Genomic DNA, 18,963 nt, shown 5'->3' on the forward strand with positions numbered 1-18,963 from the left:
CCGGGCACCCGGCCCACCCGAAGACCTACGCGGTCAGGGCCGTGTCGAACACCGGTGGCAGCAGCCCGATCGCCCGGTACGCGGCATCGACGGTCGGTCGCGCCATCGCCCGTGCCTTCTCCGCTCCGTCCCGGAGGACCCCTTCCACGTACGCGGGGTCCGCGCACAACTCCCGGTGCCTGGCCTGCACGGGCCCGAGGACCTCCACCACGGCCTCCGCGGTGTCCTTCTTCAGGGCGCCGTACGACTCGTACGCGCCGGCCAGCGCCTCGGGCCTCCCGTCCGTGCACGCGGCGAGGATCTCCAGCAGATTCGCCACGCCCGGCCGGTTCTCCCGGTCGTACACGACGTCCCGCCCGCTGTCGGTGACGGCCCGCATCACCTTCTTGCGCACCACGTCGGGCTCGTCGAGCAGGTACACGATCCCCGGCCCCGAGTCCTCCGACTTCCCCATCTTCGACGTCGGGCCTTGGAGGTTCATCACCCGCGCCGCCACTCCCGGCCGGGTCGCGCGCGGCACCACGAAGGTGTGCCCGTACCGCTGGTTGAACCGCACCGCCACGTCCCGCGCCAGCTCCACGTGCTGCACCTGGTCGTCGCCGACCGGCACCTCGTCCGTGCCGAACGCCAGGATGTCCGCCGCCATCAGCACCGGATACGTCAGCAGCGACAGCCGGACGCTGCCGCCCCGCTCCCGCTCGCGCGCGGACTTCTCCTTGTACTGCACCATCCGCCGCATCTCGCCGTCGGTCGCCACGCACTCCAGCAGATAGGACAGCCGGGTGTGCTCGTCGACATGGCTCTGCAGGTAGACCGTGCAGACCTCCGGGGCGAGCCCGGTCGCCAGCAGCAGCGTCGCCGCCTGCCTACTGAGCCTGCGCACCCGCGCCGGATCGTGGTCCACGGTCAGCGCGTGCAGATCCACGATGCAGAACAGCGAGTCCGCCCGGTGCTGGTCCACCTGGGCCCACCGCCGCATGGCGCCCAGGTAGTTCCCGAGGGTCACGTGCCCGGTCGGCTTGATCCCGCTGAAGACCCGCGTCATCTCCACTCCACCTCCTGATCGGGACCGCCGCTTCTGCGGCCGGCCCCCGGAGTCCCGGAGGAGATACGAGAACGGCCGCCGAAGCGGCGGCCGTTGAGTGCATACGTGTGTACGGCCGCCGTCAGGCGGCCCACCAGAGCTGGATACACGTACGCGTAGACATGACGACCACAGTACGCCGCCGGAGGGCCGCCCGGACGAGGGTTGACACACCCCGGGCCGATGCGTACTGTTCTCCGAGTTGTCCGACGTGAGCACCGACTCCGGTCGGCCCCGGACAGCCATTCCGCAGGTACCAACCACTCTCTCGTCGCTTCGGCGTCGAATGTTTTGGCGTGCGTATTTGCGAAATGAGGAATCCGCGTTCGAAAGGGCGCCGGCCCCCGATTAGCTCGGGGGCGAGGAATCCGCTAAAGTCTCACTCGTCGGAACGGCCCAAGGGCCGGGAAGACAAACCCCGCCGACCGGGAATCGGACGCCGAAAGGATCTGATAGAGTCGGAACCGCCGGAAAGGGAAACGCGAAAGCGGGAACCTGGAAAGCACCGAGGAAATCGGATCGGAAAGATCTGATAGAGTCGGAAACACCGAAGGGAAGCCCGGAGGAAAGCCCGAGAGGGTGAGTACAAAGGAAGCGACCGTTCCTTGAGAACTCAACAGCGTGCCAAAAATCAACGCCAGATTAGTTGATACCCCGTCTCCGGTCATCACGATCGGGACGAGGTTCCTTTGAAAAAACACAGCGAGGACGCTGTGAACCATCGGACTATTCCTCCGGTGGTTCCGCTCTCGTGATGTGTGCACCGGATTACCGGTAAACATTCACGGAGAGTTTGATCCTGGCTCAGGACGAACGCTGGCGGCGTGCTTAACACATGCAAGTCGAACGATGAACCACTTCGGTGGGGATTAGTGGCGAACGGGTGAGTAACACGTGGGCAATCTGCCCTTCACTCTGGGACAAGCCCTGGAAACGGGGTCTAATACCGGATATCACTCCTGCAGGCATCTGCGGGGGTCGAAAGCTCCGGCGGTGAAGGATGAGCCCGCGGCCTATCAGCTTGTTGGTGAGGTAGTGGCTCACCAAGGCGACGACGGGTAGCCGGCCTGAGAGGGCGACCGGCCACACTGGGACTGAGACACGGCCCAGACTCCTACGGGAGGCAGCAGTGGGGAATATTGCACAATGGGCGAAAGCCTGATGCAGCGACGCCGCGTGAGGGATGACGGCCTTCGGGTTGTAAACCTCTTTCAGCAGGGAAGAAGCGAAAGTGACGGTACCTGCAGAAGAAGCGCCGGCTAACTACGTGCCAGCAGCCGCGGTAATACGTAGGGCGCAAGCGTTGTCCGGAATTATTGGGCGTAAAGAGCTCGTAGGCGGCTTGTCACGTCGGGTGTGAAAGCCCGGGGCTTAACCCCGGGTCTGCATTCGATACGGGCAGGCTAGAGTGTGGTAGGGGAGATCGGAATTCCTGGTGTAGCGGTGAAATGCGCAGATATCAGGAGGAACACCGGTGGCGAAGGCGGATCTCTGGGCCATTACTGACGCTGAGGAGCGAAAGCGTGGGGAGCGAACAGGATTAGATACCCTGGTAGTCCACGCCGTAAACGGTGGGAACTAGGTGTTGGCGACATTCCACGTCGTCGGTGCCGCAGCTAACGCATTAAGTTCCCCGCCTGGGGAGTACGGCCGCAAGGCTAAAACTCAAAGGAATTGACGGGGGCCCGCACAAGCAGCGGAGCATGTGGCTTAATTCGACGCAACGCGAAGAACCTTACCAAGGCTTGACATACACCGGAAACGTCTGGAGACAGGCGCCCCCTTGTGGTCGGTGTACAGGTGGTGCATGGCTGTCGTCAGCTCGTGTCGTGAGATGTTGGGTTAAGTCCCGCAACGAGCGCAACCCTTGTCCTGTGTTGCCAGCATGCCCTTCGGGGTGATGGGGACTCACAGGAGACCGCCGGGGTCAACTCGGAGGAAGGTGGGGACGACGTCAAGTCATCATGCCCCTTATGTCTTGGGCTGCACACGTGCTACAATGGCCGGTACAATGAGCTGCGATACCGTGAGGTGGAGCGAATCTCAAAAAGCCGGTCTCAGTTCGGATTGGGGTCTGCAACTCGACCCCATGAAGTCGGAGTTGCTAGTAATCGCAGATCAGCATTGCTGCGGTGAATACGTTCCCGGGCCTTGTACACACCGCCCGTCACGTCACGAAAGTTGGTAACACCCGAAGCCGGTGGCCCAACCCCTTGTGGGAGGGAGCTGTCGAAGGTGGGACTAGCGATTGGGACGAAGTCGTAACAAGGTAGCCGTACCGGAAGGTGCGGCTGGATCACCTCCTTTCTAAGGAGCACTTCTTACCGGGCTTGCCCGGTCAGAGGCCAGTACATCGGCGAATGTCCGGTGCTGGTTGCTCATGGGTGGAACGTTGATTATTCGGCACGATCCAGGATGGATCAGGCGCTAGTACTGCCCCTCGGGGCGTGGAACGCAGATCTGATCGGCTGATCGTGCCGGGCACGCTGTTGGGTGTCTGAGGGAATGTTCTTCCTTCAGTCGCCGGCCCCAGTGAACTCGAGCCTGTTGGTTCGGGGTGATGGGTGGCTGGTCGTTGTTTGAGAACTGCACAGTGAACGCGAGCATCTGTGGCCAAGTTTTTAAGGGCGCACGGTGGATGCCTTGGCACCAGGAACCGATGAAGGACGTGGGAGGCCACGATAGTCCCCGGGGAGTCGTCAACCAGGCTTTGATCCGGGGGTTTCCGAATGGGGAAACCCGGCAGTCGTCATGGGCTGTCACCCGCTGCTGAACACATAGGCAGTGTGGAGGGAACGAGGGGAAGTGAAACATCTCAGTACCCTCAGGAAGAGAAAACAACCGTGATTCCGGGAGTAGTGGCGAGCGAAACCGGATGAGGCCAAACCGTATGCGTGTGAGACCCGGCAGGGGTTGCGCATGCGGGGTTGTGGGATCTCTCTTCTGCGGTCTGCCGGCCGTAGGACGAGTCAGAAACCGTTGATGTAGGCGAAGGACATGCGAAAGGTCCGGCGTAGAGGGTAAGACCCCCGTAGTCGAAACGTCAACGGCTCGTTTGAGAGACACCCAAGTAGCACGGGGCCCGAGAAATCCCGTGTGAATCTGGCGGGACCACCCGCTAAGCCTAAATATTCCCTGGTGACCGATAGCGGATAGTACCGTGAGGGAATGGTGAAAAGTACCGCGGGAGCGGAGTGAAATAGTACCTGAAACCGTGTGCCTACAAGCCGTGGGAGCGTCGGATGCAGCTTGCTGTATCTCGTGACTGCGTGCCTTTTGAAGAATGAGCCTGCGAGTTTGCGGTGTGTTGCGAGGTTAACCCGGGTGGGGAAGCCGTAGCGAAAGCGAGTCCGAACAGGGCGATTCAGTAGCACGCTCAAGACCCGAAGCGGAGTGATCTAGCCATGGGCAGGTTGAAGCGGAGGTAAGACTTCGTGGAGGACCGAACCCACCAGGGTTGAAAACCTGGGGGATGACCTGTGGTTAGGGGTGAAAGGCCAATCAAACTCCGTGATAGCTGGTTCTCCCCGAAATGCATTTAGGTGCAGCGTCGTGTGTTTCTTGCCGGAGGTAGAGCACTGGATAGGCGATGGGCCCTACCGGGTTACTGACCTTAGCCAAACTCCGAATGCCGGTAAGTGAGAGCGCGGCAGTGAGACTGTGGGGGATAAGCTCCATGGTCGAGAGGGAAACAGCCCAGAGCATCGACTAAGGCCCCTAAGCGTACGCTAAGTGGGAAAGGATGTGGAGTCGCACAGACAACCAGGAGGTTGGCTTAGAAGCAGCCACCCTTGAAAGAGTGCGTAATAGCTCACTGGTCTAGTGATTCCGCGCCGACAATGTAGCGGGGCTCAAGCGTACCGCCGAAGTCGTGTCATTGCAGCAATAAGCCCCAACGGGTGCTGTGATGGGTAGGGGAGCGTCGTCTGCCGGGTGAAGCAGCACCGGAAGGTAGTTGTGGACGGTTGACGAGTGAGAATGCAGGCATGAGTAGCGATACAAACGTGAGAAACGTTTGCGCCGATTGACTAAGGGTTCCTGGGTCAAGCTGATCTGCCCAGGGTAAGTCGGGACCTAAGGCGAGGCCGACAGGCGTAGTCGATGGATAACCGGTTGATATTCCGGTACCCGCTGTGAAGCGTCAAACATCGAGCATCGTGATGCTAAGGCCGTGAAGCCGCCCTGATCTCTTCGGAGTTGAGGGGAGTGGTGGAGCCGCCGAACCAAGCGGTTAGTAGGTGAGTGATGGGGTGACGCAGGAAGGTAGTCCATCCCGGGCGGTGGTTGTCCCGGGGTAAGGGTGTAGGACGCAAGGTAGGCAAATCCGCCTTGCACATAGTCTGAGACCTGATGCCGAGCCGATTGTGGTGAAGTGGATGATCCTATGCTGTCGAGAAAAGCCTCTAGCGAGTTTCATGGCGGCCCGTACCCTAAACCGACTCAGGTGGTCAGGTAGAGAATACCGAGGCGTTCGGGTGAACTATGGTTAAGGAACTCGGCAAAATGCCCCCGTAACTTCGGGAGAAGGGGGGCCACGCTCGGTGATCCGATTTACTCGGTGAGCTGGGGGTGGCCGCAGAGACCAGCGAGAAGCGACTGTTTACTAAAAACACAGGTCCGTGCGAAGCCGTAAGGCGATGTATACGGACTGACGCCTGCCCGGTGCTGGAACGTTAAGGGGACCGGTTAGCTCCATTTCGGTGGGGCGAAGCTGAGAACTTAAGCGCCAGTAAACGGCGGTGGTAACTATAACCATCCTAAGGTAGCGAAATTCCTTGTCGGGTAAGTTCCGACCTGCACGAATGGCGTAACGACTTCTCGACTGTCTCAACCATAGGCCCGGTGAAATTGCACTACGAGTAAAGATGCTCGTTTCGCGCAGCAGGACGGAAAGACCCCGGGACCTTTACTACAGTTTGATATTGGTGTTCGGTTCGGCTTGTGTAGGATAGCTGGGAGACTTTGAAGCAGCCACGCCAGTGGTTGTGGAGTCGTCGTTGAAATACCAGTCTGGTCGTGCTGGATGTCTAACCTGGGTCCGTGATCCGGATCAGGGACAGTGTCTGATGGGTAGTTTAACTGGGGCGGTTGCCTCCCAAAGGGTAACGGAGGCGCCCAAAGGTTCCCTCAGCCTGGTTGGCAATCAGGTGTTGAGTGTAAGTGCACAAGGGAGCTTGACTGTGAGACCGACGGGTCGAGCAGGGACGAAAGTCGGGACTAGTGATCCGGCGGTGGCTTGTGGAAGCGCCGTCGCTCAACGGATAAAAGGTACCCCGGGGATAACAGGCTGATCTTCCCCAAGAGTCCATATCGACGGGATGGTTTGGCACCTCGATGTCGGCTCGTCGCATCCTGGGGCTGGAGTCGGTCCCAAGGGTTGGGCTGTTCGCCCATTAAAGCGGTACGCGAGCTGGGTTTAGAACGTCGTGAGACAGTTCGGTCCCTATCCGCTGTGCGCGTAGGAATATTGAGAAGGGCTGTCCCTAGTACGAGAGGACCGGGACGGACGAACCTCTGGTGTGCCAGTTGTCCTGCCAAGGGCATGGCTGGTTGGCTACGTTCGGGAGGGATAACCGCTGAAAGCATCTAAGCGGGAAGCCTGCTTCGAGATGAGTATTCCCACCTCCTTGAGAGGGTAAGGCTCCCAGTAGACGACTGGGTTGATAGGCCAGATATGGAAGCCGGGCAACCGGTGGAGTTGACTGGTACTAATAGGCCGAGGGCTTGTCCATTGATGCTCGCGTTCACTGTGTTGGTTCTGAAACCACGACCAGGTCGCCCCCATGTGCGGGCGTTTCGGTTGAGAGTTTCATAGTGTTTCGGTGGTCATAGCGTGAGGGAAACGCCCGGTTACATTCCGAACCCGGAAGCTAAGCCTCACAGCGCCGATGGTACTGCAGGGGGGACCCTGTGGGAGAGTAGGACGCCGCCGAACAATCTTTGGGAAAACCCCCGCATCCACGGATGCGGGGGTTTTCTGCGTTTAGGGTCGACGTATGCGCTACGACCTCATCATCTTCGACAACGACGGCGTCCTCGTCGACAGTGAGCCGATCTCCAATCGGCTGCTCGCCACGTATCTGACGGAGTTGGGGCACCCGACGTCGTACGAGGAGTCGATACGGGACTACATGGGGTCGGCGATGCACCGGATCCACGAGCTCGTCCTGGAGCGGACCGGGCAGCGGCTGCCGGACGACTTCGACGACGTCTTCCACGCGCGCGTCTTCGCTGCCTTCGAGCGGGAGTTGCAGCCCGTGGCCGGCGTCGGAGGCGTGCTGGAGAAACTGGCCGCCGACGGCGTGCCGTACTGCGTGGGCTCCTCCGGGAGCCACGAACGGATCAGAGTGGGGCATCGGACGACCGGACTCGACCGGTGGTTCACCGAGGACCGCGTCTTCAGCTCGCAGGACGTCGGGCGGGGCAAGCCGGAGCCCGACCTCTTCCTGTACGCGGCCCGGCGCATGGGAGTCGCACCCAAGAGGTGCCTGGTGGTGGAGGACTCCCCCCTCGGCGTCCAGGCGGCCGTGGCGGCCGGGATGGACGTGTACGGCTTCACCGCGATGACGCCGGCGAGCAGGCTGGCGCAGGCGAACCAACTCTTCGCCGACATGGGCGAATTGGCTGACCTGCTGGTATGACGCGGGCCACCGGTCCGCTCCTGACATTTGTCATGCGGACCTCCGGACGATCGTTTCTACAGCCGGCCCCCCTGTGTCGGCGAAGCTGAACGCATGACGAAGAACACGGGGGCCCAGGGCCGGAGCGAGCAGCGGAAGCGCAACCCGAGCGTGCTCGACAACTTCAAGCCGTTGCTCGTCGACGTGGCGGTGCCGCTCGGCTCGTACTACCTCCTCAAGGAGGCCTTCGGGATGAGCGTCTTCGCGGCGCTCGCCTGGAGCAGCGTCGTGCCGGCGCTGCGGACCGTGTGGAGCCTGGTCAGGGAACGCAGGACCAACGGGCTCGCGGGCCTCATCCTCGTCGTGAACGTCGTCTCGCTGCTGCTGAGTTTCGTCTCCGGCGACCCGCGGCTGATGCTCGCCAAGGACAGCGGGATCAGCAGCACGGTCGCCATCGGCATCCTGGTCTCCGTACGGCTCGGCAAGCCGATGATGACCGCCGGTATGAAGCCCTTCCTCATCAAGGGCGACGCGGCGAAGGAGGCCGCCTGGGAGCGGCTGATGACCGGGAAGGCGACCGCCTCCGCCGCCTTCCGGCGGAAGGAGAGCGTCTTCTCCGTCGTCTGGGGCGTGGCGCTGTTCGCCGAGTGCGTGGCGCGGGTCGTGGGGGCCTACACCGTCCCGGTGGACACGATGGTGTGGCTCGGGACGGTCGTCATGATCGGTACGGTCGCGGTCGCGATGGTCGTCAGCGGCGGCCTGGCCGTCGCGCCGATGGAGGGGATGCTGGCCGCCGAGGTGGAGGCCGGCGCCGACCGGGCGCAGCCCGAGGTCGCCGTCGCCGTCGCCGCCTGACTCGGTGCTCGGTGAAGCTGAAGGAAATTCATCTTTGGCTTGATCTACCCACAGGTAGCCCGGGGCCCTACGCTCGCCGCCATGACTGATGTGCTGCGGCGCGGTAGGGCCTCGCTGGCGTTCAGCTTCTTCGCCCAGGGCGCCGCCTTCGCCCTGCTCGTGACCCGCATCCCGGCCGTCCAGGACCGGTACGGCGTTTCCGACGCGCTGCTCCCGGCCTTCCTGGCCGCCGTACCGATCCTCGCCGGTGTCGGCAGTGTGACCACCGAGCAGCTGGTGAAGCGGGTCCGGCCCAGCCGGCTGCTGCGCTGGTCGCAGCCGGTGGTGCTGCTGGCGCTGCTCGGGGTGGGGGCCGGCGGGCAGGGGCAGGTGGCCGCGCTCGCGGTGGCGCTCGGCGGGTTCGGGCTCGCGGTGGGCGCGCTGGACGCCTCCATGAACATGCTCGGCGTCAGTCTGCAGCGGACGTACGGGCGCAGCATCATGCTCAGCTTCCATGCCGCCTACAGCCTGGGCGGGATCGTGGGCGCCTCGCTGGCCTGGGCCGGGGCGCACTGGCACCTCGCGCTCTGGGTGTCGTACCTGCCGGTGGTGGCGGTGCTGCTGCCGGCGGCGCTGGTGGGGAGCAGGTGGTACGTCGACGGGGAGCCGGCGCCCGTGGCGGACGACCGGGCCGGCGGCGGCGGTGTGGTGTTCAAGCTGCTGCTTCCGCTGTGCCTGGTGATGACCTTCGCGTACATCGGGGACTCGACGGTCTCCAACTGGAGCGCGAAGTACCTGAAGGACGTGCTGGGCAGCTCGGAGCAGCTGGCGACGGTGCCGTACAACGTCTACATGATCACCACGCTCGTCGGCCGGGCCGTCGGGGACTACGGGGTGCGGCGGCTCGGGGCCGTGACCGTCGTGCGGCTGGGCACGCTGGTGGCGGCCGGCGGGTTCGCGGTGGTGGCCGTGGCGCCCGGGGCGTGGATCGGGATGCTCGGTTTCACCCTGCTGGGTCTGGGGCTGTGTGTGCTCGTGCCGCAGACGTTCGCGGCGGCGGGGCGGATGTTCCCGGGGGCTTCGGACACGGCGATCGCCCGGCTGAACATCTTCAACTACGTGGGTTTCCTGATCGGTTCGCCGTTGGTCGGGACCCTCGGCGACACCTGGAGCTATCGCGCGGCCATGCTGGTGCCGATGGTGTTGGTGCTGGTGACGTTGGTGTACGCCAGGTCGTTCGCCGCTCAACCGGACCGATACGGTGGCGGGCATGAGCGGCCGCGCACAGCTGATGTGGGACGAGGCAGTAACGGGCTATGACTTCGGCAGGGACCATCCGATGGACCCCGTCCGGCTGGAGCTGACCCGGAAACTGGTGGGTGCCTTCGGGCTCGACCGGGAGATGGAGGTCGTGGCGGCGAAGCCGGCCGGCGAGTCGACGCTGCGGCTGGTCCACCGGGAGGACTACATCGACGCCGTGAAGGCCGCGTCCGCGGATCCCGCGGGTGCCGACGGAGCCTACGGGCTCGGCACGGTCGACGACCCCGCGTTCGCCGGGATGCACGAGGTGTCCGCGCTGATCGCCGGCCAGTCGGTGGGGGCCGCGGAGGCGGTGTGGCGGGGGGACGCCGACCACGCCGTGAACTTCGCGGGCGGGCTGCACCACGCGATGCCCGGGGGCGCGTCGGGCTTCTGCGTCTACAACGACGCCTCGCTGGCGATCGCCCGGCTGCTGGAGCTGGGCGCCGAGCGCGTCGCCTACGTGGACGTCGACGTGCATCACGGGGACGGGGTCCAGGCGGCGTTCTGGGAGGACCCGCGGGTGCTGACGATCTCGCTGCACGAGCATCCCCGTACGTTGTTCCCGCAGACCGGGTGGCCGCAGGAGACCGGCGCCGGGGACGGGGAGGGCGCCGCGGTGAACGTGGCGCTGCCGGCGGGCACCGGGGACGCGGGGTGGCTGCGGGCGTTCCACGCGGTGGTGCCCGAACTGCTGGCGGAGTTCCGGCCGCAGGTGCTGGTCTCGCAGCACGGTGCCGACACGCACTTCGAGGACCCGCTGGCCCATCTCGCGGTGTCGCTGGACGCGCAGCGGGCGGTGCAGGTGGCGTGTCACGAGCTGGCGCACGAGCACGCCGGGGGCAAGTGGGTGGCGCTCGGGGGCGGCGGTTACGCGGTGGTCGAGGTCGTGCCGCGGTCCTGGACGCATCTCGTGGCGATCGCCGCGGGGCGGCCCGTCGCTCCGGAGACGATGATTCCCGACGAGTGGCGGCAGCAGGTCTACGCCCGGACCCGGCAGCCGGGACCGCACCGGATGACCGACGGCCGGTGGCCGGTGAGTTGGGCCGCCTGGGACGAGGGGTACGACCCCGCCGACCGCCTGGACCAGGCCGTGCTGGCGACGCGCCGGGCGGCGTTCCCGCTGCGGGGGCTGCTGCCCTAGCGCAGCGCTCCGTGGCAGTGGTGAGGCGGGAGGCGTTAGGCCGACCGTGCGGTCTTCTCGCCGTTCCGCTGCCCGCCACCGGGCCGATGGGCCACCATCGCACCGTGTCGCCCCCTGCCGACCTCCGCGCGCACCTGCTGGCCGCCGGGCTGGCCGGGTTCGTGGGGACCTCGCGTGAGGACAGCCTGCGCAGTTACCGGCTGTTCGCGGCCCGGGATCCGCGGCTGTTGATCGGAATCGACCCGGAATGGCCGTGGGAACAGCCGGACTTGCTCGCGTTGATGGCGGAGAAGTGCGGGGTTTCGGCCGACCCCCGGCACACGGCCGGCCCCGACGTGATCGATCCGGAGCGCACGCTGGCCGCGCTGGACGCCTTCGCGGAGCGGATCGGCGAGGTCGCCCGGCGGGGCGCGCCCGTGCTGTTCGGCACCGGGCACCCACAGCGGCTGCTCGGTTTCTACGCCGGCCTTGCGGACGCGCTCTCGGCGGCGGGGTGTGAGGTGCTCACCCCTGCGCAGGGTCGCTGTGTCGACATATTGACCCGGTTCGGTCTACGTACGTATCGCGTCGACTACCTACGTGGTGTTGCCCTGGTGCGGGAACCGGAGGCCGAGCGCCCCGGTGGTGAGCCGGGCGTCCACAGTCATTCGCCGCTCCCGGTTCGGGTCGTGCTCGAGGCCGCGGCGGAGCGCGGGGGGCCGCTGCCCGAGCTCGTGGTGGGGGATCACGGGTGGCTCTGCGGTGCAGGTCAGCTGGGGTTCGAGGCGATCGGGCCGGCCGACACCGATGATCCGGCGCCGTTCGTGGGAGAGGCCGAGGGATCCGTGTCGGTCGTCGTTCCGGTTGACGACGGCGTGCGCTCGGAGCACTACCTCCCGCTCACCCGCTACGTGCTCAAACGAGCGTGTCTGTCACAGTAGGCAGGCGATGGGTGCACCTCTTCCCCACTCGCATCACCCGCCCCTACATTGGGGAGTGAGCACGCAACGACGAAGAGTCACCGGAAGGGGAAGCCGGTGGCCGTCGAGTGCGGAAGGTTCAGGTGTGTCATGGCTGCAGCTGGCGAGAGGCCTCTGAACGAGGTTCAGTTCCTGACCGTGGCGGAGGTCGCCACGGTGATGCGAGTGTCGAAGATGACCGTGTACCGGTTGGTGCACAGCGGTCATCTGCCCGCGATCCGGGTCGGGCGGTCGTTCCGTGTCCCGGAGCAAGCGGTACACGAGTACCTCCGCGACAGCTACGTGGGGGTGGAAACGGCCTGACGGTGTCCCCGGGAGACCGGAACACCCCTCGATTACGACCTCAGCGCTCGGTTGGGTAGGCTAGGCCCTCGTAGGTCGTGTGGGCCCATGGCGCCCAAACAACCGAGTGATGAGAAGTGAGCGAGGGTAGTCGTGGGCTCTGTTATCAAGAAGCGGCGCAAGCGGATGGCCAAGAAGAAGCACCGCAAGCTGCTCAAGCGCACGCGCGTTCAGCGTCGCAACAAGAAGTAAGCGACGCCGCGAGGGCGTACACCTGTGGCCTCCCACCCGTGCTGGTGGGAGGCCGCAGTCATGTCCGCAGGTACGGCGCGGGGCCCCCGGCATGTTCCGATGGAGGGGTTTCGGTCACCTCATGCATCGGGGGGTCATCACAGCGCAACATCGAACCGCTAAGTTGGCCGCACACGGGGAACGCGGAACTGGGGCAACGCGGAGAAGGAAGGCGCTGATCTTGGCGAAGGTCGTGCTCGTCACCGGAGTGGCCCGGCAGCTGGGCGGCCGGTTCGTGCGGCGGATCCAGCGGGACCCGGAGGTCGACCGGGTGATCGCCGTGGACGCGGTGCCGCCGGCGCACCATCTGGGCGGCGCCGACTTCGTCCAGGCCGACATCCGTAAGCCGACCATCGCCCGGGTGCTCGCCGAGACCGGCGCCGACACGGTCGTGCACATGGACGTCACGGGCACGGCCCTGGGCGGGGGCAACCGGGCCACGGTCAAGGAGACCAACGTCATCGGCACCATGCAGCTGCTCGGCGCCTGCCAGAAGTCGCCGACCGTGAAGCGCCTGGTGGTGAAGTCCAGTACGAACGTCTACGGATCGGCGCCGCGCGACCCGGCCGTGTTCACGGAGACGACCCCGCCCAAGTCCCTGCCCAGCGGCGGCTTCGCCAAGGACGCCGTCGAGGTCGAGGGGTACGTGCGCGGGTTCGCGCGGCGGCGGCCGGACGTGGCCGTGTGCGTGCTGCGGTTCGCGAACATCCTCGGCCCGGCCGCGGACAGCCCGCTCGCCTCGTACTTCGCGCTGCCGGTCCTGCCGACCGTGCTCGGCTACGACCCGCGGCTGCAGTTCGTGCACGAGGACGACGTCATCGAGGTGCTGCGGATCGCCTCGCACGAGCCGCGCCGGGGCACCCTCAACAGCGGCACCTTCAACATCGCCGGGGACGGTGTGCTGCTGCTCTCGCAGTGCTCCCGGCGGCTGGGCCGGCCCACCGTGCCGCTGCTGCTGCCCGCGGTCACCTGGGCCGGCTCCCTGGTCCGTACGCTGGGTATGACGGACTTCTCACCCGAGCAGATCCGGCTGCTCACCCACGGGCGGGTGGTGGACACGGTGCAGATGCGCGAGACGCTGGGTTTCACGCCCAGGTACACGACGGCGGAGACGTTCGCGGAGTTCGCACGGAGCCAGGGCCCCGGGCTGCTGCCGCCGGAGGCCCTCGCGGGGGCCGTCGACCGGATCGCCGCGCTGGCCGCCCAGACCGGCGGCCGGCCCACGACGCACAGCGCCAATTGAGGAGCGCAGCAACGATGGCGGACGCCAAGGTCATTCCGTTCGACGACGACCGGTCCCGCGGGAGCGCCGCGCAGCGGCCGGCGCGGCGCCGGAGCACGGGGAGCCGGCGCAAGGGCGAGAGCGCCGTGGTGCGCGGGGTGGGGGAGGCCGGGGAGCTCGGTGAGGTGCAGCCCCTGCCCGGCCGGGCGCAGACCCGGGAGGACGGCGCTGTGCGCCCCGAGGAGGAGTCGCCGGAACCGGCGGAGGCCGATGGGCACGACGGTGGGCTTGAGCGGCGTGTGGCGGCCGGACTGGCCTTCCTACGGCGCCGGCTGACCGGGGAGTACGAGGTCGACGACTTCGGGTACGACGAGGAGCTGACCGACCAGGTCCTGATGTCGCTGCTGCGGCCGTTGTACGAGAAGTACTTCCGGGTCGAGGTGAAGGGCGTCGAGAACATCCCCGCGGAGGGCGGGGCGCTGATCGTCGCCAACCACTCGGGGACGCTGCCGCTGGACGGCCTGATGATGCAGGTCGCCGTGCACGACCACCACCCGGCCGGCCGGCATCTGCGGCTCCTCGCGGCCGACCTGGTGTTCGTGCTGCCGGTGGTCAACGAGCTGGCCCGCAAGCTGGGGCACACGCTGGCCTGTTCCGAGGACGCCGAGCGGCTGCTGGAACAGGGCGAGTTGGTCGGGGTGATGCCGGAGGGCTTCAAGGGCATCGGGAAGCCGTTCGGCGAGCGGTACAAGCTGCAGCGGTTCGGCCGGGGCGGATTCGTCTCCACGGCGCTGCGGCAGGGCGCGCCGATCATCCCCTGCTCGATCGTCGGGGCGGAGGAGATCTATCCGATGATCGGCAACGCGAAGACGCTCGCCCGGCTGCTGGGCTTCCCGTACTTCCCGCTGACGCCGACCTTCCCGTGGCTGGGCCCGCTGGGCGCGATCCCGCTGCCCACCAAGTGGACGATCCAGTTCGGCGAACCGATCCCGACGGACGGCTATCCGCCGGAGGCCGCCGAGGACCCGATGCTGATGTTCAACCTGACCGACCAGGTACGCGAGCAGATCCAGCACACGCTGTACAAGCTGCTGGTGCAGCGCAGGTCGGTCTTCTTCTGACCTGTACGACGGCAGACCCGCACGACGACAGACTCTACGGCGAAGGGGGCGCCCCGCTCGGGTGGGGCGCCCCCTTCGCTCCGGCCGCGACGGCTAGTCCGCGTCCTCGCTGTCGATGCCGAGGCCGGGGAGCAGATCCGGGAAGAGCGGCGGGATGGTGATGTCCGGCTGACCCGACGGGGTCTTGCCGGCGGACGGCGAGCTGTTGTCGCCGCCGATCTTCGGCGGGTCGAGCAGACCGCCCGTGTCGCCCCCGATCAGACCGTCGCCGCTGCTGCCCGTGGCCGAGCCGCTCGGGCTGCCCGGGCTCGCGTGCCTGCCCGGGGACGGGGTGTCACCCGAGGAACTGGGCTCGGTCGACCGGTGGGTGTCGGAGGAGCCGGTGGACGCCGGGCCGGAGCCCCCCTGCCGCTTGCCGTGCCCGGGTTGGGCCGGCTGCTGGGGCAGCAGGGACTGCAGCGGGGCGACCTCTTCGTCTATGGCGTCGAAGACCGACGACACCTGCTGTTTGACGTCCCCGAGCTGCATGGGCAGCTTGTCGCTGAGCGTGCTCCACGCCTCACGATGGGACCGCGAGAAGGTGGAGAGTGCCTGGATGGGGCCCAGCGAATCGGGGTCGGCCTGGTAGGCGGCGTGCAGCAGGCGGTGGCCCTCGGCCACGTCGTGCTGCATGCCGGACAGGGTGCGGCGGATCTCCCCGATGGACTCGTGGTCGAGGTGACCGCCACGGCCGCGGTCCAGCAGCCGGCGGGCCTCGTTGAGCCGGGTGGAGGCCTGGTCGAGGTAGGTCTGGCCGCGCTGGTCGTCACCGTCGGTCAGATAGTTGAGCTTGAAGTCCTCGATCCCGCGTTTCAGGCCGTACAGCGAGTCGCCGGGCAGGGCGTCGGAGCTGGCGGCGGCGACCCCGCCGAAAGCCCCGGCGGCCACGCCGACGCTGAGCCCGCCCGCGGCGAGCCCCTTGGTCAGCCTGGAACGCGGGCGGAGTTTGCCCAGCGGGCTCGCCCGGTGTGCGCCCCGGGCCCTATGGGAGCGCTGTTCCGGTACCGACGCATCCGCCGCCCCGGTTCCCTCCTGGAGCATGGCCTCCATCGCGGCCACCAGTTGGGCGCGCTGGACGACCTTGACCTCGGGGTCGAGCTGCGGCTTGGGCAGCCCGCCGAGACCCGCCGCCAGGGCCAGCAATGTGCCCTGTTCGGCCGGTTCCCCGGCGGTCGGCGGCGAACCCGCCGGTGCTGCGGACTGCTCGGCCGCCGTGTCCCGGTCGGACTGCTCCTCCAGGGCCTGGGCGAAGGCGTTCGCCCGCCGGTGCGCCGATACATTCGCGATCACTGGCGGCACCTCCTCTCGTCATGACGGTCGACTCCCCAGGGGGTCCTGAGGGTTGCACGCCCACGACCACTTCCACACGATCGAGCGATCAGGGTCGGCCAGGACGTGACCACAGGGAGCCTGTATCCCGCACAACGACTGGCGCGGCACTTGGGTTACGGACGCCGGACGATCGGCTCGGAAAGGCAACGGGCTTTCACGCAGAGTGAGTTGCCCGTCGCCCTGAGTGGTGCGGGGCGCGGGCTTCAGCGTGCGTCGTCCGGCAGCAGCCGGGCGAGCGTCCGTACGGCACGGTACTGGAGGGTCTTGATGGCGCCCTCGTTCTTGCCCATGACCCGGGCCGTCTCGGCGACCGAGAGGCCCTGGAGGAACCGCAGGGTCACGCACTCCTGCTGCTGCGGGTTCAGCCGGCGCACGGCTTCCAGCAGGGCGGCGTTGGACAGGGACTCCAGGACCGAGTCCTCCGGGGAGCGCTCCACCTCGTTGGCGTCCAGCATCTCGCCGGTCGTGACCTCGAGGCGGAAGCGGCTGGACTTGAAGTGGTCGGCGACGAGGTTGCGCGCGATCGTCACCAGCCACGCCCCGAAGTCCCGGCCCTGCCAGGTGAAGGTGCCGATCCTTCTGAGCGCCCGCAGAAAGGTCTCGCTAGTGAGGTCCTCGGCGGTCGCCCGGCCGCCCACGCGGTAGTAGATGTACCGGTACACCGTGTCGCTGTACTGGTCGTACAGCCGACCGAAGGCCTCGGCCTCGCCCGCCTGGGCGCGCTCGACGAGGTCCATCATCCGGGCGCTGTCGCTGTCCGCGGCCGGGCGGCGGGCGGTGGCGGCGCCGCTGGGGCGCCCTCGTCTGCCGACCGCGGCGCCGCTTTCGGCCAGTGCGTAGCACGGGCCGGCGGGCGCGGCGGCGGCGAAGGCGGGGACGGCGTACGCGGTCGGGACAAAGCCGCGCATCGTCTCTTTGGCCATTGCGACCGTTGCGCGGAGCGTAGCCAGGCCCGAGGCGTCAACCCCGACGTGTGGGTACACGGGACTCCCAGAGGCAGAGCTTCCATCACGTGCAGTGCGGGACCGTTCACCCGCCGTAGCGACGAATGGGGTCTCGTTTGCGTCTGAGGAGAATAACGCTTCGTGCAGGCACTGCTACACCGAGTTGCTCAAATCATCGATTGCGTCGCTTCTGTTACCGATTGACGCCCCATCAAGGACCGTAGAGTGATCGATTTTTGAACGGAAAGGGGCGAGTTTCGGCGAAGTCCAGGGCATCTTGAAATGGCCGCGGCATAATTCGGGCGCGCGGCACGGAAACTGAGGGAGTGTGGGGCGGGGCGGGGCGGGGCGGGGGCGGGAGCGGCGGTGCGGCCGCTACCGGCGCCGTCGGCTCAGGGCGATCGCCGCCGCCGTGCCGCCGGCGACCGCGCCGACGCCGGCCGCCGCGGGGATGCCGACCTTGGCCGCCTTGCGGCCCGTCCGGTAGTCGCGCAGGCGCCAGTCTTGTTCGCGTGCGTGCCGGCGCAGCTTGGCGTCCGGGTTGATCGCGTAGGGGTGGCCGACCAGGCACAGCATGGGGATGTCGTTGTGGCTGTCGCTGTAGGCCGCACAGCGGGAGAGGTCGAGTCCCTCCGCCGAGGCCAGCGCGCGGACCGCCTCCGCCTTCGCGGGACCGTGCAGCGGCTCGCCGACCAGCTTGCCGGTGTAGACGCCGTCGACGGACTCCGCGACCGTGCCGAGCGCGCCGGTCAGGCCGAGGCGGCGGGCGATGACCTGGGCGATCTCCACCGGGGCCGCCGTGACGAGCCACACCTTCTGGCCCGCGTCCAGGTGGGCCTGGGCGAGGGCGCGGGTGCCCGGCCAGATGCGGTCGGCCATGTACTCGTCGTAGATCTCCTCGCCGATCGTCTGGAGCTCGACGACGCGGTGGCCCTTGACGATGGACAGTGCCGAGTCGCGGGCGTCCTGCATGTGCTCCGGGTCCTCGACACCGGCGAGCCGGAACCAGGCCTGCTGCCAGGCGAACCGGGCCAGGTCGCGCGTCTCGAAGAACTTCCGCTTGTACAGGCCGCGGCCGAAGTGGAACAGCGCGGCACCCTGCATCACGGTGTTGTCGAGGTCGAAGAAGGCGGCCGCCCTGTCGTCGCCGATCACCGGGAACTCGGGTTCCACCTCGGCGACCTGCGGGAACTGCGGCGCCTCCTGCGAGGACTTGCGGGCAGCCTCCGCCGAGGCCTCGCCTGCCAACACGCTCCGCGCCGTGGCGGAGCGCCTACGGGGAGTGAGCCATCCGAGAGCGGCCATGTCGTGAGCATAGCCAGTCTGTTCGGTGCTTCCGGAGTCGAGAGGTTGGAAGGGTGTGAACTCTCCGCGACCGGGCCGTTAAAGAACTGCCCGAAGACGACCGGTACGGCGGTGCCGGGCGCGCGAGAATGGCCGGTATGAGTCCCCTCTTCCGACGTAAGGCCGAGCCCCGTGAGCGGCTGGTCACCCTCATTCGCAAGCCCGGCTGCCATCTGTGCGACGACGCCGAACTCGTGCTCGACAAGGTCTGCGGAGAACTCGGCGTGTCCTGGGAGCAGCGGGACATCACCGAGGACCGGGAGCTGCACGACCGGTACTGGGAGCAGATTCCGGTCGTACTGATCGATGGTGAACAGCACACCTTCTGGCGCGTGAACGAGGAGCGACTCCGCCGGGCACTGACCGAGTAGTACAAATCCCCGAAAAGTCGCTTAGGATCAATGGCGGTTAGGTCTCGGGGGCGGGATTCGTGAGGAGAGTGTCCGGT

General features: G+C 66.7%; 14 protein-coding genes and 3 rRNA genes. 13 read left to right on the forward strand and 4 right to left on the reverse strand.

Features of this window, described 5'->3' with window-relative positions; translation table 11 throughout:
- Positions 1-25: 25 nt before the first annotated feature.
- Entirely contained in the window at positions 26-1,045 is a 1,020-nt protein-coding gene (gene trpS / locus BLW57_RS21940; RefSeq protein WP_093480818.1) for a tryptophan--tRNA ligase, read from the reverse strand.
- 820 nt (positions 1,046-1,865) lie between these two features.
- Here trpS and BLW57_RS21950 point away from each other — a divergent pair.
- From BLW57_RS21950 to BLW57_RS22005, 12 genes are all read left to right on the forward strand, one after another.
- Positions 1,866-3,391, forward strand: a 16S ribosomal RNA gene (locus BLW57_RS21950).
- A gap of 304 nt (positions 3,392-3,695) precedes the next feature.
- Positions 3,696-6,816 (forward strand): 23S ribosomal RNA (locus BLW57_RS21955).
- Positions 6,817-6,902: 86 nt separating this feature from the next.
- A 5S ribosomal RNA gene (rrf, locus tag BLW57_RS21960) occupies positions 6,903-7,019 on the forward strand.
- Together the 16S, 23S and 5S rRNA genes form the textbook arrangement of a ribosomal RNA operon.
- A 61-nt stretch (positions 7,020-7,080) precedes the next feature.
- Complete coding sequence (locus BLW57_RS21965) at positions 7,081-7,725, forward strand: HAD family hydrolase (protein WP_093476728.1); 645 nt, start codon at positions 7,081-7,083, stop codon at positions 7,723-7,725.
- Between the two features lie 93 nt (positions 7,726-7,818).
- Positions 7,819-8,559 carry a VC0807 family protein gene (locus tag BLW57_RS21970; protein ID WP_093476730.1) on the forward strand — a complete coding sequence of 247 codons (741 nt, stop codon included), beginning with the start codon at positions 7,819-7,821 and terminating at the stop codon, positions 8,557-8,559.
- Positions 8,560-8,640: 81 nt separating this feature from the next.
- Positions 8,641-9,858 (forward strand): MFS transporter, encoded by a 1,218-nt coding sequence (locus tag BLW57_RS21975; RefSeq protein WP_093476731.1) that lies wholly within the window; start codon positions 8,641-8,643, stop codon positions 9,856-9,858.
- The gene (locus BLW57_RS21980; RefSeq protein WP_093476733.1) at positions 9,809-10,981 is read left to right on the forward strand and encodes an acetoin utilization protein AcuC; all 1,173 of its coding nucleotides are present in this window, start codon (positions 9,809-9,811) and stop codon (positions 10,979-10,981) included. Before BLW57_RS21975 ends, BLW57_RS21980 begins: the two co-directional genes overlap by 50 nt.
- Before the next feature lie 86 nt (positions 10,982-11,067).
- A complete protein-coding gene (locus BLW57_RS21985; RefSeq protein ID WP_093476734.1) occupies positions 11,068-11,901 on the forward strand; it encodes a phosphatase in 834 nt (277 codons plus the stop codon).
- A 129-nt stretch (positions 11,902-12,030) separates the two neighbouring features.
- A complete protein-coding gene (locus tag BLW57_RS21990; protein ID WP_046417307.1) occupies positions 12,031-12,243 on the forward strand; it encodes a helix-turn-helix domain-containing protein in 213 nt (70 codons plus the stop codon).
- 132 nt (positions 12,244-12,375) lie between these two features.
- Positions 12,376-12,474, forward strand: a complete 99-nt coding sequence (locus BLW57_RS21995) for a 30S ribosomal protein bS22 (protein WP_003948845.1) — start codon at positions 12,376-12,378, stop codon at positions 12,472-12,474.
- A gap of 220 nt (positions 12,475-12,694) precedes the next feature.
- Positions 12,695-13,756, forward strand: coding sequence for an NAD-dependent epimerase/dehydratase family protein (locus BLW57_RS22000; RefSeq protein ID WP_093476736.1), 1,062 nt, complete (start codon positions 12,695-12,697; stop codon positions 13,754-13,756).
- Between the two features lie 14 nt (positions 13,757-13,770).
- Complete coding sequence (locus BLW57_RS22005) at positions 13,771-14,856, forward strand: lysophospholipid acyltransferase family protein (RefSeq protein ID WP_093476738.1); 1,086 nt, start codon at positions 13,771-13,773, stop codon at positions 14,854-14,856.
- A gap of 93 nt (positions 14,857-14,949) precedes the next feature.
- On the opposite strand, the gene BLW57_RS22010 is transcribed toward BLW57_RS22005, so the two are convergent.
- The 3 genes from BLW57_RS22010 to BLW57_RS22020 form a co-directional block, all read right to left on the reverse strand.
- A complete protein-coding gene (locus BLW57_RS22010; protein ID WP_093476739.1) occupies positions 14,950-16,185 on the reverse strand; it encodes a DUF5667 domain-containing protein in 1,236 nt (411 codons plus the stop codon).
- A 245-nt stretch (positions 16,186-16,430) separates the two neighbouring features.
- On the reverse strand, positions 16,431-17,210 hold the full coding sequence (locus BLW57_RS22015; RefSeq protein WP_093476741.1) for an ECF subfamily RNA polymerase sigma factor, BldN family: 780 nt from the start codon (positions 17,208-17,210) through the stop codon (positions 16,431-16,433).
- Positions 17,211-17,546: 336 nt separating this feature from the next.
- Positions 17,547-18,476 (reverse strand): HAD family hydrolase, encoded by a 930-nt coding sequence (locus BLW57_RS22020; RefSeq protein WP_093476742.1) that lies wholly within the window; start codon positions 18,474-18,476, stop codon positions 17,547-17,549.
- 128 nt (positions 18,477-18,604) lie between these two features.
- Here BLW57_RS22020 and BLW57_RS22025 point away from each other — a divergent pair, with 128 nt between their 5' ends.
- The gene (locus BLW57_RS22025) at positions 18,605-18,886 is read left to right on the forward strand and encodes a glutaredoxin family protein (RefSeq protein ID WP_093476744.1); all 282 of its coding nucleotides are present in this window, start codon (positions 18,605-18,607) and stop codon (positions 18,884-18,886) included.
- Positions 18,887-18,963 lie beyond the last annotated feature (77 nt).

Origin of the sequence: Streptomyces sp. 1222.5 (assembly GCF_900105245.1) — a bacterium.
Taxonomy (GTDB): domain Bacteria; phylum Actinomycetota; class Actinomycetes; order Streptomycetales; family Streptomycetaceae; genus Streptomyces; species Streptomyces albidocamelliae.

Bases quoted from the DNA above. Each gene is read 5' to 3' on its own strand.
- BLW57_RS22005 (WP_093476738.1), top strand. From the start codon at position 13,771: ATGGCGGACGCCAAGGTCATTCCGTTCGACGACGACCGGTCCCGCGGG.
- BLW57_RS21975 (WP_093476731.1), top strand. From the start codon at position 8,641: ATGACTGATGTGCTGCGGCGCGGTAGGGCCTCGCTGGCGTTCAGCTTC.
- BLW57_RS21965 (WP_093476728.1), top strand. From the start codon at position 7,081: ATGCGCTACGACCTCATCATCTTCGACAACGACGGCGTCCTCGTCGAC.
- BLW57_RS21980 (WP_093476733.1), top strand. From the start codon at position 9,809: ATGAGCGGCCGCGCACAGCTGATGTGGGACGAGGCAGTAACGGGCTAT.
- trpS (WP_093480818.1), bottom strand. From the start codon at position 1,045: ATGACGCGGGTCTTCAGCGGGATCAAGCCGACCGGGCACGTGACCCTC.
- BLW57_RS21990 (WP_046417307.1), top strand. From the start codon at position 12,031: ATGGCTGCAGCTGGCGAGAGGCCTCTGAACGAGGTTCAGTTCCTGACC.
- BLW57_RS22025 (WP_093476744.1), top strand. From the start codon at position 18,605: ATGGCCGGTATGAGTCCCCTCTTCCGACGTAAGGCCGAGCCCCGTGAG.
- BLW57_RS21970 (WP_093476730.1), top strand. From the start codon at position 7,819: ATGACGAAGAACACGGGGGCCCAGGGCCGGAGCGAGCAGCGGAAGCGC.
- BLW57_RS22020 (WP_093476742.1), bottom strand. From the start codon at position 18,476: ATGGCCGCTCTCGGATGGCTCACTCCCCGTAGGCGCTCCGCCACGGCG.
- BLW57_RS21985 (WP_093476734.1), top strand. From the start codon at position 11,068: ATGGGCCACCATCGCACCGTGTCGCCCCCTGCCGACCTCCGCGCGCAC.